Genomic DNA, 12665 nt, shown 5'->3' with positions numbered 1-12665 from the left:
TACACAAAAGAGCTGAATGTTGTAATCAACATTCAGCTCTTTTTAATCTTCGATCTCAATTTCTACAACATCATAGAAATCAATCACTAGCTTAGCACCCGTATCATCCATAAACGTAAAGACGTCTTGATCATCTGATAAATGTATCACGTATCCGGTCAACTGCTGTTCACTGTTGTCGTAAACAGTAGTAATTAGAATTTTTTTATGATCTACATATGCTTCTTCTAATAACGAATGGAGGTCATAGTCCCCGTCATCTTCGGGCCGGTTCGTTAACAGCATCCCATAAGTCGTCATTCCATTTTTATCTTTCCATATATGATCTGCAAAATAAAAAGGTGCTGTACTTTTTCGAAACTCATCCATAATATCCCTCCTATAACTAAACACGTTTATTCGCTCTTACCGTACGTTACTAAATAAACGCACAAGCACTTGTAACAGTATATTCTCTACTGTACAGGCTCATACATCCATTATATAAGGCATAATCAAATAATGCCATCATTTCGTTTAGCTCCTAGGAATTTCTAGATACGTATAGGTAAAATCCCCACCGCGTCCAGCTATTCCACGAAAATGTTTGAAATCAGGGCGATTTACTAAAAAAGGACGAAAAGCAAGAAAGTCTTCTTTTTTAACTTTAATTTCGGTTACTTTTCCTTCACTTAACTCATTCAACATGTTTATGGCTGTTTGTTCATCCATTCAGTCTCACCTCGCTTTTAACTGTTCAGCCAATTTTGCAGAGATGCAAATTGAGCTTCAGCTTCTTTATATCCTTGGTTGTAAAGAGCGTCGAGACGCTCACGATTCTTCTCAATTCGCCCTACTACAAGAGGGGTTTGCGGACGAATCACAAAGATATTCCCCTGTCTTTCCTGTTCTTCAATATATGACAATGTTTCATTATACAATTTATAGCGGTTCTCAAGCGCACGAGTCAACCCATCATAATGACGATATTTGCGCTTCAATAACCAAAGCATATTTGATTTCTTTTTTCGATATCCTTCGTTTCGCGTTAGCACAACAATATTTTTTCTATATCCATCCTGCACTGCTTTTTTGATTGGAATCGGATCACTGATTCCTCCGTCTAACAGCTCTTTTCCTTTATATGTAACGACAGGTGCTAAAAATGGAAGGGAACTAGAAGCGCGAACCGCTGTCAGAATGTCCCGGTCATACTCATCAAAATAAACGGGTTCTCCGGTCACACAGTCCGTTGCTCCTACTACAAGCTTCTCTGTACGCTCAGCAAATGCCTCAAAGTCAAATGGAAGAAGCTGATTAGGAATTTCATCAAAAACGAAATCCATTCCAAATATCTCTTTTGTTTTAAAATAATTTTTCCACGACAAGTAGCGAGGATCTTCTAAAAAATCTAAATTAGCTTTGCGACTTCTTCCTATTTGTCTAGATAAATAAGAAGTGGCATGACAAGCGCCGGCTGAAACGCCAATTACATACGGAAGGTACAGATTTCTTTCCATAAAGTAATCTAAAACTCCAGTTGTATAAAGGCCTCTCATACCGCCTCCTTCGAGCACGAGTCCAGTATCTTTCAATTTCTACACCTTCTAATTCTTATAATTTATGACAAGATTATACCTCGTTTATTATAACGAAAGATACACAAAGATGGAACTGTCCTGCTTCTCTCTTTCATTAAAGCTACCAATTCAAAGCTACCAATTCCTTTTATTTCTCAGCACATTTTACTTATTTTTTCAATTTTATTTTATATTTTTTCAAAAAACTCTTTACTAATTCCCAGTTTTAAGGCAAAATTGTAAAAAAGAAAACGCTAACTAGTTTTACTATTTTTAAAATTAAAATTATTCAAAAAATTATAATGAACTAATTTAAAACAAAGGAGCGATAAATCATGAAAATAGCAGAGGTAGGAAACTTGATAGAATTTAAAAATGGCTTACAGGGCATTGTCGAAAAAGTAAATGAAAACTCCGTGATTGTAGATTTGACTTACATGACAAACTACCGTGATTTAGACTTAGAACAGCGAACTGTTGTCAACCACAAAAACTACACCATCATTAATCCAGCTATGTAAAGGAAAAAAGCAGCCGGAAAGCAAAAGCGGTTGCTTTTTTATTGGTTTTGAAAGAATTGATTCTTTTGTTCTTCTGTAATAATCCCCAGCTTATACATGAGGTAAATATACTGTTGCACCTTAACATCCTTCGAACTTTTTTTCACTGTACTCCCTCTTTTCTAAAATGTTTCTTTATACAATAATATATGGCTGAGATAAAAAAAGTTTCCTTAAAGAAACAAAAACAGGCCCCATTTTTTCTTGAAAGGGGCTTATTTTCGTGTGACAATAAGAACAAGCTACTACTATCTTCTTACCGAAAGGAATTACTAGCATGTTTGATACTGTATTGTTTATCGTTGCTCTTATTGTCATTCTTTTTTTCATCGTGCAGTTCGTTTTTAAACGCAAACAAACTTCAAATAAAAAAACATCCGTTGAACCCATGAATTATGCCGAGGAAGATTCTAACTCCTACACAAGCTGGAGTGAATCTGCTTCTAACCACGATCATGATGGCGATGGAGATAGCGGTGGAGATGCGGATGGTGACGGAAGATAGAAAAAAAGCCCCTTCTTATGAAGAGGCTTTTCTTTATTTTGATAATACTCGCTTGCCGTTGGTAAACGAATAATAGCATTCACCTGTATAAATGTCTTGACTTTCATGTACATGAACGCCACATTTATCTTCAAGAGCAGCTTTCATCATCGATTTGGCTACGTTATACGCTTTAATTGGACGATACTTTCTCCACTTTCCTACAAGGCAAAATGAACACGACTTTAACGTGTATCCCCCAATTTTTTCAAATAGGCGAAACTCTTGGCGCTTGCCTAATAATAACGATGGGCGGAAAAAGTGAGTAGAACGGATATATAAGCTTGCGATATCTTCTTCTACTTGCCCCTTTACTTTACTGTAAAAGAATGGCGAACGAAGATCAGCACCAATTGCTGTAATCGTTAAAAAGTTTTTGCAGCGATATTTTTCTGCACATTTAGCCGCTTTTAAAGGAAATTCGTAGTCCACTTTAATGAATTTCGCTTTTGTTTTTGCTTTTTTCATTGTCGTGCCTAAACAGCAATATACATCATCAACTGCAAAGCATTCTTCGTGCTTATCAAGCTCTGAAAAATCAATTTCAAGCTGACGTAGCTTTGTGTGTTCGATTGGTAGCTTTTTTCGAACAAACACTGTCACATGGTTATATAAGCTGTTGCTTAATAACATTTTTAAAAGTTCTTGACCAACAAGTCCGCTTGCACCTAATACTAATGCTGATCTCTGTGACATTCTTTCACCTTCTCACCTGTTGTTTTTGCAATGGAAAACAGGTTGCATACACAACCTGTTTGTTCGAATTAACGATTATCAATTGTTTCTGGGTATAAATCATGATTCATCAGGCGATAATTAGCCATTTCTTCATACTTCGTACCGGGACGGCCATAGTTTGTATATGGATCAATTGAAATCCCGCCGCGTGGTGTGAATTTTCCCCATACTTCAATATATCTTGGATTCATCAGTTTAATTAAGTCATTCATAATAATATTCATACAGTCTTCATGGAAATCTCCATGGTTACGGAAGCTGAACAAATAAAGCTTTAACGACTTGCTTTCTACCATTTTTTCATCTGGAATGTAGCTAATATAAATGGTTGCGAAATCCGGCTGACCTGTTTTTGGACATAAGCTCGTAAATTCCGGACAGTTGAATTTCACAAAATAATCACGATTTGGATGTTTGTTATCAAATGCTTCTAGAATCTCTGGTGAATATTCAAACAAATAATTTGTTCCTTGATTTCCAAGGAGTGATACACCTTCTAATTCTTCATCTTTTCGACCGCTCATTTGCATTTCCTCTCTTTCTACGATTGTCATTCTAACAGCGTTTTTTTATTTTGTATATATCTGTTTTTATTTTTCTTTGTAAATTTTTTGCTATGCGCTTACACGCCTCGTTTATTTCCCCAAACAAGGGCGTGAACCTGCGGCAGAACTCTTACATCGTTCATGTTTTTAGCTGCCACTGCCTTATCGATTAACCACTCATACTTTTTAAGCAATTCTTGTGTTAACGACGCATTATCGATTGTCGTTAAGTCCTCGTTGCCTACCTGAACAAAAAATGGAACCTCAGGATAACGTTCATGAACAGACGCTGCATACTCAAAGTCCTCATCATTAAATACAACGACTTTTATGCTTATATGTGCCATGCGTTTTTCCTTTATTAATGTCTCTATAATATCGTCCAATACGGGGAAATTTGTTTTCATTAATGAACTTGGAGGCTTAGGGGAAATCGTTAAATCATCGATCTTTAGGAACCAATCCTGATAACGGCTTCCCTGTGTTTCAAGAGCTGCTTTTACCCCTTGACTGTGCAAAAGCTCTACAAGTGAACCAATCGCCTTGATAAGCGCAGGGTTCCCTCCAGAAATGGTGACGTGATCAAAGCACTCGCCTCCAATTTCTTTTAGCTCCGTCCAAATTTGTTCTGCTGTTAGCTGACGAATATCGTTTTTAGCTGATCCATCCCACGTAAAAGCTGAATCACACCAGCTGCAGGAATAATCACAGCCTGCGGTACGAACAAACATCGTCTTACGTCCTACAACCATTCCTTCCCCTTGAATCGTTGGTCCGAATATTTCAAGTACTGGAATTGTATTAGCCACGTTTTTTCACCTTCTTTGGGCGGTAAACTACGTAACTTGTCGGCGTTTCCCGCACGAATACTTGTACGCAAGAAGGCTTATTTGGTAGTGTGTCTAGATATTCTTGAACCAACTCATAAATTTTACGAGCAACAACTTCAGTTGTAGGAAAATCATTTGGATTTTCTTCGTTAAAGATAGAATGATCGTTCAATAATGTATGATCAAATTGACCAGAAACAATTTTTTTCAATAGCGCAAAGTTTACTAAAAAGCCCGCTTCGTCTAATGTATCTCCGGCAACAGTTAGATTTACAAAATACGTATGTCCATGGACTTGACGGCATTTACCTGCTTCTGTGTGAGGAACAAAATGTGCCGCAGCAAACTGCATATCTTTGTTCAGTTCATATTCATAGTTATGAAATACTTGAGGATACATTTGTTGCAACATTATTTCTCTCCTCCTTCTTTTGTTTGCAGGTATTGATCTAACCCGCGTTTTCGCAATTGACATGCAGGACATTCGCCGCATCCGTCAGCAACAATACCGTTGTAGCACGTTAATGTTTTTTCACGCACATATTCAAGCGCTCCTAGCTCATCCGCTAACGCCCACGTTTCTGCTTTATCAATCCACATAAGCGGCGTGTGAATCACAAACTCAAAGTCCATTGATAAATTAAGCGTGACGTTTAACGATTTCACAAATACGTCTCGACAGTCTGGATATCCCGAAAAATCAGTTTCACAAACGCCTGTTACGATATGACGGCCTCCGCTGTTTTTAGCCAGCACGGATGCAAATGATAAAAATAACAGATTGCGGCCGTCCACAAACGTTGTAGGCAACTCTCCTTCTTTTTGCTCGATCTCAATATCATCTCGCGTTAAGGCATTTGGTGCTAATTGATTTAAAAGTGACATATCTAGTACGGTATGCTTCACACCTAAATCAGCTGCGATAGCTTTTGCTACCTCTATCTCTTGGCTATGACGCTGACCGTATTGAAAAGTAACCGTTTCTACTTCTTTAAAGTTTTTCAAAGCCCAAAATAGACATGTTGTGCTATCTTGACCTCCGCTAAATACAACAATCGCTTTTTCATTTTTCATCATTACTGTTCGTCTCCTTTTTGATTGAAATCAAAAGAAGAAGAAACTTTATTGAACCGTTCGTTCCCTTTGTGACTAATTTTATAACACAAAAAAGAGACTGCTCTTTTCCAGCAATCTCCCTAAAAAGCAACTAAGATACACGTCCTCGCCAGCATACACGTCACAAAGACGTGTTGATAGAAAAGCACGTGAAAGAAGACACGCTAAAACCGTGTCTTTTGTCATCAACGATGATCTTAGTTTTTTATAGAGGGAGTTTTCGAACCTCTCCCGTACGTATACAAACGTGTACGGCGTTTCTTCTTGAATTGTCATCGTATTATACCACATGCTTATAAATAATGCTATGTTTGTTGGCTTCTATCGCCTTTAGCTGCCTTATGTTTCTTTATATAAGAAAGCGCAATAAACAACAACGGAAAACAGACGCTTAGTACAAATAAATAAAACGGCCAGTAATATTTTTCAAAATAATTGAAGTACGCTGTATTAGGAATAATGTAATACGCCACGCCTGTAATAATTAGACCTAAAGGAAAGCTTAAAAAATTGCGCACCCGTAAATTACACAATTGGACGATACTTAACTGAATAGCATAGAACACAATAACAACTTTGAAAAAGATAGATAACATCCAAATAATAGCTACTAATACTTCAACATGCTGAATCGTTGCACCTAACGAAATCATTTTTCCTAATAAATAAACTGGGTAGCTGTGCATCGACGCAATATTCGCACCAAGAGCTAATATACAAGCCGCAACTGCAATCGTAATCGTCAAACCCGATGCGACAGTGCCGATAACAAACATTCTTTTTACCTTTTTGCCATCTTTTATATGAGGCGTAATCATTAGCACAAAAATCAATTCCATAAACGGATTTCCTAAGAAATACGTGGTCCCTAACACTAAATCAGCCATGCGGAATTCAAACAAAGGGTAAAGACGATCAATTTTCATCTGAGGAACATTTAAAACAATTAACAATAAAAAGGGGACCACAATCCACGGCAAAAAGATTTCCGCGGTTCTCGCTACCACTTCAATACCTAGATACCCTCCGTATATAACAGCTAAAAGAACAAGGGCATGAATCCACGTAGGCAGCGTTTCAGGGACAATTTGAGTGGTCATAAATGTACTGATGTCTCGAAGCGAAAACGTAGATTGAATGAACATAAAGAAAATGTAAATAAGAGAAATACACGTTCCGGCATAAGGACCTAGCGCTTGTTTAGCTATTTGAATGAACGTTTGTTGAGGGTAACGCTGAATCAGCCATAAAAGCACCGCAACGATTAAAAGTGCAAAGCCAATAGCAAGCACACCGCAAAACCACGCATTTTGTCTATTCGTCTCTAATAACGTAGCCGGAACTGCCAAGATGGCGCTTCCGATACAAAAAACATAAATTAAAAAAAGAAATTGTTTTGGACTAATAAATTCCTTTATTTGCATCATACACACCTTCTCTCCTACATGCTTGCTCACGTGAATAACAAATGATGAATGGTTCTAGTAAGAGGCTTAATTACTGCCTCTAAAAAGTACAGAGGCGTAGGAACTTCTTTACGGAGTGTAATCGATCCCCAAAAGAATAGACCCAAACCTATAAGACAAAGGTAGACGACTATTTCACGATAATACTTTTCCTTTCGGAAGTTGATCATTGTTTTTTTAGTCAAATAAGCAAGCAGTACAAGTAAGGCGATAAATCCCTCCATTTTCTTTCTCCTTAATGCTTCATTTGCTTCATATATGAGTTATTTAACGTGCCTAAGCGACGGATTTGAACTTTTGCATCTAAATCGACGGTTAAATCCTCTGCGTAAATTCTGTTCCAGTCTCTTTTCATTTTGTACCATTTCTTTACATCTTGTCTGTAAAACGCTTCGCCGAAACCAAAGATATCGCTTTTATAGGTTTTTTGAGCTTTTTCTACTGCATCATTCATTTTTTCTTTTACGTCAGCTGCTGTTTTTCGTTCGAGCATATTGATTACAGCTGGGTCCTGTAAATTCACTTGACACTCTACATCAGCCACGTTCGCTTCTCCTTTTAAATCAACGTGAATATGAGGTTTATGATTTTTCATAGTAGCTGTCACCTTGACATTCGTTCGAAGCATTTCTACTCCGATGATATCATGCTGTTTTTCTTTTTTTTCGCATGGAATAACAATTAACGTACTTTTTACATTTCCTGTAATATAGTTATATCCTTTACTTTCGTCTTCATTGAACCAGCCGATAAGCTTATCATTTTGAAAGACACCTAACCCTTTGAAATTTAGCAGGGTGGAAAGATTGGTGCGAGAAATACTAGACATATCGCCTGCATTTTTCACATTGCCTTTTAACAATACTCCTGATAACACCGCCTGCTTTCCTTCGCTGGTTAAATTACTAATCAGTTCATTTAACTTTACTCCTCTAGTTGGTGCCCAAATACGCTGTGATACGTCTAATGAAGCAAACATGTGGTTAGCTGGTATTTTTTCGATTGTTGTTAATACGTTCAGCACGCTCGCTGCTTTCGTGTTTTTAGCAATAACAACAAAATAATCGGTACGCACTTCATGATCCCGAGCAAAGAAATCAAGCACTTCAGCGATACCGTCTTCCGCCATGCTTTCGCTAATGACAAGCATTCGTAAATGAGAAAGATAAATTTTCCGCGGAGATTTTGTTGTTATTTTTCTTAACCCTTCCATTACAGACGAAGCCTTAATAGAAAATGTGGTAACAGAAGGCCCGTTTGTAGGGGTTTTGGCCTGAATATCACCAGGGTTAATCAGCTGAACTGTAACAATGATGCCATCTTCTGCTTTATCAATTCCGACAGCAACCGTAATGGCTAGTTCATTCAACTCTCGACTGCTCCAGCAGCCGCTTAATAGCACTGAACAGATACATAACATTAGAAATGCTTTCATAGTAAACGGCCACCTTTACACAGTTTAGTTTTTTTGCGTCTTTTGACGTGAAATATTCTTCTCGTTAATAAGCTTTGGCCTTGTTTTCATTTTTTTGATCGAACGTCTAATCAGAACATCCTTTTGATCACGCTTCACAAATGGAGCCATAGGTGTCATATAAGGGACTCCAAATGACCTTAAGCTGCATAAATGTAGAATCATTAAAATTAACCCCAGGATAATACCGAACAAGCCAAAAGTAGCTGCTAACACCATTAAAATAAAGCGCAGCATCCTTACTGCAATAGCCATATCATACACAGGTGACACAAAGTTACTAATAGCGGTGATGGATACAACGATAACCATTGCAGGTGAAACTAATCCCGCTTGTACGGCGGCTTCTCCTAAAACGAGTGCTCCCACAATCGAAATCGCTGAACCTACTGCTCGAGGCAATCGGACTCCTGCTTCTCGCAAAATTTCAAACGTGATTTCCATAATAAACGCTTCAATAATAGCTGGAAAAGGAACACCTTCCCTTTGAGCTGCAATACTAATTAACAAAGCAAAAGGAAGCATCTCTTGATGAAAAGTAGTTAAAGCAATATAAGCAGAAGGTGTTAAAAGAGCTAAGAAAAATGCCATGTAGCGCATTAAGCGAATCAATGTACTAATATCTGCGCGCTGGTAATAATCTTCGGCCGCTTGAAAAAATTGAATAAATAGGGCAGGAACCATTAATACAAAAGGTGTACCGTCTACTAAAATGGCTATTCGCCCCTCTAAAAGACCTGCTGCCACGGAGTCTGGACGCTCCGTGTTATGCATAGTAGGAAAAGGTGTATAATCTTCATCTTGAATCAACTCTTCGATATATCCGCTCTCCAAGATACCGTCTATATCAATTTTAGAAAGACGCTCCTTTACCTCTTGAATGACCTGTTCATCCGCAATGCCGTCTATATAAACGAGCGCAATATCCGTTTTTGTAAACTCTCCTATTTGCTGTGATTCAATCCAAAGTTTTGGAGATTTTATTCGGCGCCGAATCAATGCGGTATTCGTTCGCAGTGTTTCTGTAAAACTGTCTCGAGGCCCTCTTACAACGGTTTGAGACTGTGGTTCAGAAACAGCCCTGTCTCTCCACCCTCTTGTACTTGCCACAATACACGTTTGATACCCTTCTAAAAACAGTACGGTGTCTCCTGATAACACATGAAGAAGAGCATCATCCAGTGTCTTTGCTTCCATGATTTCACCCGCTGCCAAACTATAGCTTTTAATCAATTCGTACATATTAACGATGCCATCATCATGTGTTAAATGTTCATCGTGATAGTGCATAATGGAGTCCAGCGCATAGTGTTCAACTTCGTCTTTATTTACTAATCCGTCGATGTAAGCAACACCTAAAGTAAATTTTTCTTCAATCGAAATTCGAAACTCTCGCACAACTAAATCCGTGCTCTGTCCCAGTGCTTTTTTCATGCGGGATAAATTATCTCCCACCCTCTCCGATAATTTCTGCTCTTCCTGTGTAGAAGAAGCACTAGTATCCTTAGTGTCCTTAGAGTCCTTCGATTCATCAGCTTTTTCTTTCCGCTGTTTGGATTTATTCGTTAACTCAGATAGTTTTTTTATACGCATTGTTCATCCTCCACTACATTGAACGAAAAGAAACGGAATTTCTTCTTTTTAGTCTCTATAGTTTTTGTATGAAAAGGAAATTTATACTTGAAGCCATTTTAATAATCTTTATTTTTGACATCATTTGTGCATTTCTATAGGATAGTAATGGATAATTCTTTGTTATTATGAAGAATGTTTATGCGGAACATTGAAAGGAGTCTATACATGGCACAATCACTTAAAGGCAAAGTAGCTCTTATTACAGGAGCAGGAAAAGGCATCGGTCGTTCAACTGCGATTGAATTAGCAAAAGAAGGCGTAAATATCGGTTTAATTGCTCGTACAGAGGCAGATTTAAAGGCTGTTGCTTCTGAACTAGAAGCATTTGATGTACAAGTTGCTTATGCAACAGCAGATGTTTCTTCTATGGAAGAAGTAAACGCAGCAGTTGAGCATCTACATACAAAATTAGGGGCAACGGATATCTTGATCAACAACGCAGGAATCGGTAAATTCGGAAGCTTTTTAGAGCTAGACCCAGCTGAGTGGAAACAAATCATTGATGTGAATTTAATGGGCGTTTACTACGTAACGCGCGCCGTTCTACCTCAATTAATCGAAAAAAACGGTGGAGACATCATCAATATTTCATCCACTGCTGGTCAAAAAGGCGCTCCCGTTACAAGTGCTTACAGCGCTTCAAAATTTGGCGTGCTCGGCTTAACTGAATCTCTAGCGCTAGAAGTGCGCAAACACAATATTCGTGTAACAGCGCTAACACCAAGTACAGTAGCAACGGAATTAGCATATAAAGAAAACTTAACGGATGGCAATCCTGATAAAGTGATGCAGCCTGAAGACCTAGCAGAAATTATGGTAGCACAATTAAAACTGCATCCGCGTATTTTTATCAAATCTGCGGGCATGTGGTCCACAAATCCATAAACAAACATAGAAAAAGGAGAGCGTCAGCTCTCCTTTTTTGTGTCTTTCTTTATATGATGGTTACCTTATTTACGTTTAGGCGTGATTTCTTCTGATAGTTCTTCAAAAGATTTTACTTTTCCATGCGATGGGTTTTGTGATTGTTTTCGTACATTCCACTGACGCTCTTTTTGACTTTTAGACTGAGTCATTTTGCTTCATCCCCTTTTTATATGCTTACATGTAGTAGGATAAAACAAGCTGCTCTTTTCCATTCATCAAAACTGCTTCCAATTTCTTTACTGCTTAGCTAAATGTATTTTAAACCATTTATCAATTTCCGCGTTATATTGATCATAATATGCAGTTAGCGGATGGTCTCCGTTTTTGTACAGTACATATTTGTATTCTTTTCCCTGCTCATCTAGTTGTTTCACAAGCTTTTCAGCCTGAGTGTGGTGAACTTTACGATCATGATCACCCTGTAAAATTAAAAGAGGTGAATTTACTTTATCGCTCCAATAGACAACAGAACGACTTTTATACCTCTCTGGATATTGTGCCGGATCTCCTACAATTGTCCGCAGCACTTGTTTCATTTCAGGCCCTCTTTGATCATAAAATTGAAACATATCGGTAATACCTGATTGTACGACAACTGCATCAAATTTAACGCCGTTTTTCATCGTTAAATACGTCATCATGCCGCCGCGTGAATATCCTAGCGCTACCTTTTGCTGGTGATTTACATAAGGAAGCTGTTCTCCCCATTTAATAAGATTTAATACGTCGTCAATATCTTTACCGCCGTACGTCTCTGTTCCTTCACTTCCGCCATTTCCCCTGTATTGAGTCGCAACAACGACGTAGCCTTTACTTGCCCAGTATGACAAATACTGAAGTGTTTTTGCGCGAATCATGCCATGTTCGCGATTTCCTCCGCGATTATATACTAAAAGCGGATAATGTTTGTCTGCAATGTCTTTAGGCTGTACTAAAAACCCTTTTATCTTTAAATTATCACTAGGATACGTAATGCTATATACATCTACTTTATTTGAATAAGGCGATAATAAATTCAATTTTTCTTTATTTACATCATCACTTTCAGCTCGGTTAAAAACCGCTGTCACACCGAGCACAGCTACAGTGATTAATGCAATGATGCCCCATTTTTTCAACAGAAACCCTCTCCTCAATAAATATCTTTTCTCTTTTATAATGAGTGTTTTCATTTCGCTTTACCCTTCTTAAATGTTTGCTAAAAAGGGCATTCATCCCATCGCCAATACAGCTTATTTATCATACCGCAAAACCCAAATTTCTTCATCTGT

At 38.0% G+C, this 12665-nt stretch carries 17 protein-coding genes and 1 riboswitch; of the genes, 3 read left to right on the top strand and 14 right to left on the bottom strand.

The features are described from left to right. Positions 1-42: 42 nt before the first annotated feature. The 3 genes from LJC66_RS06125 to LJC66_RS06115 form a co-directional block, all read right to left on the bottom strand. Positions 43-369 carry a hypothetical protein gene (locus tag LJC66_RS06125; protein WP_013082248.1) on the bottom strand — a complete coding sequence of 109 codons (327 nt, stop codon included), beginning with the start codon at positions 367-369 and terminating at the stop codon, positions 43-45. 147 nt (positions 370-516) lie between these two features. Further along, on the bottom strand, positions 517-711 hold the full coding sequence (locus tag LJC66_RS06120; protein WP_013055990.1) for a hypothetical protein: 195 nt from the start codon (positions 709-711) through the stop codon (positions 517-519). Between the two features lie 17 nt (positions 712-728). After that, positions 729-1574, bottom strand: a complete 846-nt coding sequence (locus LJC66_RS06115) for a patatin-like phospholipase family protein (protein ID WP_013055989.1) — start codon at positions 1572-1574, stop codon at positions 729-731. 320 nt (positions 1575-1894) lie between these two features. Between LJC66_RS06115 and LJC66_RS06110 the strand changes: the two genes are divergently transcribed. Together LJC66_RS06110 and LJC66_RS06105 are read left to right on the top strand one after the other, a co-directional pair. Further along, positions 1895-2080 carry a YkvS family protein gene (locus tag LJC66_RS06110; RefSeq protein ID WP_013055988.1) on the top strand — a complete coding sequence of 62 codons (186 nt, stop codon included), beginning with the start codon at positions 1895-1897 and terminating at the stop codon, positions 2078-2080. A 316-nt stretch (positions 2081-2396) separates the two neighbouring features. Next, on the top strand, positions 2397-2624 hold the full coding sequence (locus tag LJC66_RS06105; RefSeq protein ID WP_029325093.1) for a hypothetical protein: 228 nt from the start codon (positions 2397-2399) through the stop codon (positions 2622-2624). Between the two features lie 33 nt (positions 2625-2657). On the opposite strand, the gene LJC66_RS06100 is transcribed toward LJC66_RS06105, so the two are convergent. From LJC66_RS06100 to LJC66_RS06060, 9 genes are all read right to left on the bottom strand, one after another. Next, positions 2658-3359, bottom strand: coding sequence for an NAD(P)H-binding protein (locus tag LJC66_RS06100; RefSeq protein ID WP_013055986.1), 702 nt, complete (start codon positions 3357-3359; stop codon positions 2658-2660). 68 nt (positions 3360-3427) lie between these two features. Continuing rightward, the gene (queF, locus tag LJC66_RS06095) at positions 3428-3925 is read right to left on the bottom strand and encodes a preQ(1) synthase (protein ID WP_013055985.1); all 498 of its coding nucleotides are present in this window, start codon (positions 3923-3925) and stop codon (positions 3428-3430) included. A gap of 98 nt (positions 3926-4023) precedes the next feature. Next, a complete protein-coding gene (gene queE / locus LJC66_RS06090) occupies positions 4024-4755 on the bottom strand; it encodes a 7-carboxy-7-deazaguanine synthase QueE (protein ID WP_308201942.1) in 732 nt (243 codons plus the stop codon). Further along, positions 4748-5188 (bottom strand): 6-carboxytetrahydropterin synthase QueD, encoded by a 441-nt coding sequence (gene queD / locus LJC66_RS06085; RefSeq protein ID WP_195695037.1) that lies wholly within the window; start codon positions 5186-5188, stop codon positions 4748-4750. The genes queE and queD overlap by 8 nt, the downstream gene beginning before the upstream one ends. Continuing rightward, positions 5188-5853 carry a 7-cyano-7-deazaguanine synthase QueC gene (gene queC, locus LJC66_RS06080; RefSeq protein ID WP_211110573.1) on the bottom strand — a complete coding sequence of 222 codons (666 nt, stop codon included), beginning with the start codon at positions 5851-5853 and terminating at the stop codon, positions 5188-5190. The genes queD and queC overlap by 1 nt, the downstream gene beginning before the upstream one ends. Positions 5854-6083: 230 nt before the next feature. Further along, positions 6084-6127, bottom strand: a riboswitch (PreQ1 riboswitch). Between the two features lie 70 nt (positions 6128-6197). Continuing rightward, positions 6198-7319: a GerAB/ArcD/ProY family transporter gene (locus LJC66_RS06075; RefSeq protein WP_230932054.1), complete on the bottom strand. Its 1122-nt coding sequence runs from the start codon at positions 7317-7319 to the stop codon at positions 6198-6200. Between the two features lie 26 nt (positions 7320-7345). Beyond that, positions 7346-7582 carry a hypothetical protein gene (locus tag LJC66_RS06070; protein WP_230932053.1) on the bottom strand — a complete coding sequence of 79 codons (237 nt, stop codon included), beginning with the start codon at positions 7580-7582 and terminating at the stop codon, positions 7346-7348. Between the two features lie 11 nt (positions 7583-7593). After that, entirely contained in the window at positions 7594-8793 is a 1200-nt protein-coding gene (locus LJC66_RS06065; RefSeq protein WP_050689420.1) for a Ger(x)C family spore germination protein, read from the bottom strand. Between the two features lie 24 nt (positions 8794-8817). Further along, positions 8818-10425, bottom strand: a complete 1608-nt coding sequence (locus LJC66_RS06060; protein ID WP_025749428.1) for a spore germination protein — start codon at positions 10423-10425, stop codon at positions 8818-8820. A 207-nt stretch (positions 10426-10632) separates the two neighbouring features. Here LJC66_RS06060 and LJC66_RS06055 point away from each other — a divergent pair, with 207 nt between their 5' ends. Next, positions 10633-11352: a 3-ketoacyl-ACP reductase gene (locus tag LJC66_RS06055; RefSeq protein WP_013082239.1), complete on the top strand. Its 720-nt coding sequence runs from the start codon at positions 10633-10635 to the stop codon at positions 11350-11352. Positions 11353-11417: 65 nt separating this feature from the next. Here LJC66_RS06055 and LJC66_RS06050 read toward each other — a convergent pair whose 3' ends face one another. Together LJC66_RS06050 and LJC66_RS06045 are read right to left on the bottom strand one after the other, a co-directional pair. Then, entirely contained in the window at positions 11418-11543 is a 126-nt protein-coding gene (locus LJC66_RS06050) for a DUF6254 family protein (protein ID WP_013082238.1), read from the bottom strand. An 87-nt stretch (positions 11544-11630) separates the two neighbouring features. Continuing rightward, positions 11631-12512, bottom strand: a complete 882-nt coding sequence (locus LJC66_RS06045) for an alpha/beta hydrolase family protein (protein ID WP_014461062.1) — start codon at positions 12510-12512, stop codon at positions 11631-11633. Between the last annotated feature and the right edge of the window lie 153 nt (positions 12513-12665).

Origin of the sequence: Priestia sp. TSO9, assembly GCF_021029645.1 — a bacterium.
Classification (GTDB): Bacteria; Bacillota; Bacilli; order Bacillales; family Bacillaceae_H; genus Priestia; species Priestia megaterium_E.
Note: the sequence above shows the minus strand (reverse complement) of the source record. Positions and strands in the feature narration are given on the sequence as shown.

Coding starts and splice junctions, on each gene's coding strand:
- queF (WP_013055985.1), bottom strand. CDS start 3,925: ATGAGCGGTCGAAAAGATGAAGAATTAGAAGGTGTATCACTCCTTGGA.
- LJC66_RS06125 (WP_013082248.1), bottom strand. CDS start 369: ATGGATGAGTTTCGAAAAAGTACAGCACCTTTTTATTTTGCAGATCAT.
- LJC66_RS06120 (WP_013055990.1), bottom strand. CDS start 711: ATGGATGAACAAACAGCCATAAACATGTTGAATGAGTTAAGTGAAGGA.
- LJC66_RS06060 (WP_025749428.1), bottom strand. CDS start 10,425: ATGCGTATAAAAAAACTATCTGAGTTAACGAATAAATCCAAACAGCGG.
- LJC66_RS06070 (WP_230932053.1), bottom strand. CDS start 7,582: ATGGAGGGATTTATCGCCTTACTTGTACTGCTTGCTTATTTGACTAAA.
- LJC66_RS06100 (WP_013055986.1), bottom strand. CDS start 3,359: ATGTCACAGAGATCAGCATTAGTATTAGGTGCAAGCGGACTTGTTGGT.
- LJC66_RS06105 (WP_029325093.1), top strand. CDS start 2,397: ATGTTTGATACTGTATTGTTTATCGTTGCTCTTATTGTCATTCTTTTT.
- LJC66_RS06065 (WP_050689420.1), bottom strand. CDS start 8,793: ATGAAAGCATTTCTAATGTTATGTATCTGTTCAGTGCTATTAAGCGGC.
- LJC66_RS06050 (WP_013082238.1), bottom strand. CDS start 11,543: ATGACTCAGTCTAAAAGTCAAAAAGAGCGTCAGTGGAATGTACGAAAA.
- queD (WP_195695037.1), bottom strand. CDS start 5,188: ATGTTGCAACAAATGTATCCTCAAGTATTTCATAACTATGAATATGAA.
- LJC66_RS06055 (WP_013082239.1), top strand. CDS start 10,633: ATGGCACAATCACTTAAAGGCAAAGTAGCTCTTATTACAGGAGCAGGA.
- LJC66_RS06075 (WP_230932054.1), bottom strand. CDS start 7,319: ATGATGCAAATAAAGGAATTTATTAGTCCAAAACAATTTCTTTTTTTA.
- queC (WP_211110573.1), bottom strand. CDS start 5,853: ATGATGAAAAATGAAAAAGCGATTGTTGTATTTAGCGGAGGTCAAGAT.
- LJC66_RS06110 (WP_013055988.1), top strand. CDS start 1,895: ATGAAAATAGCAGAGGTAGGAAACTTGATAGAATTTAAAAATGGCTTA.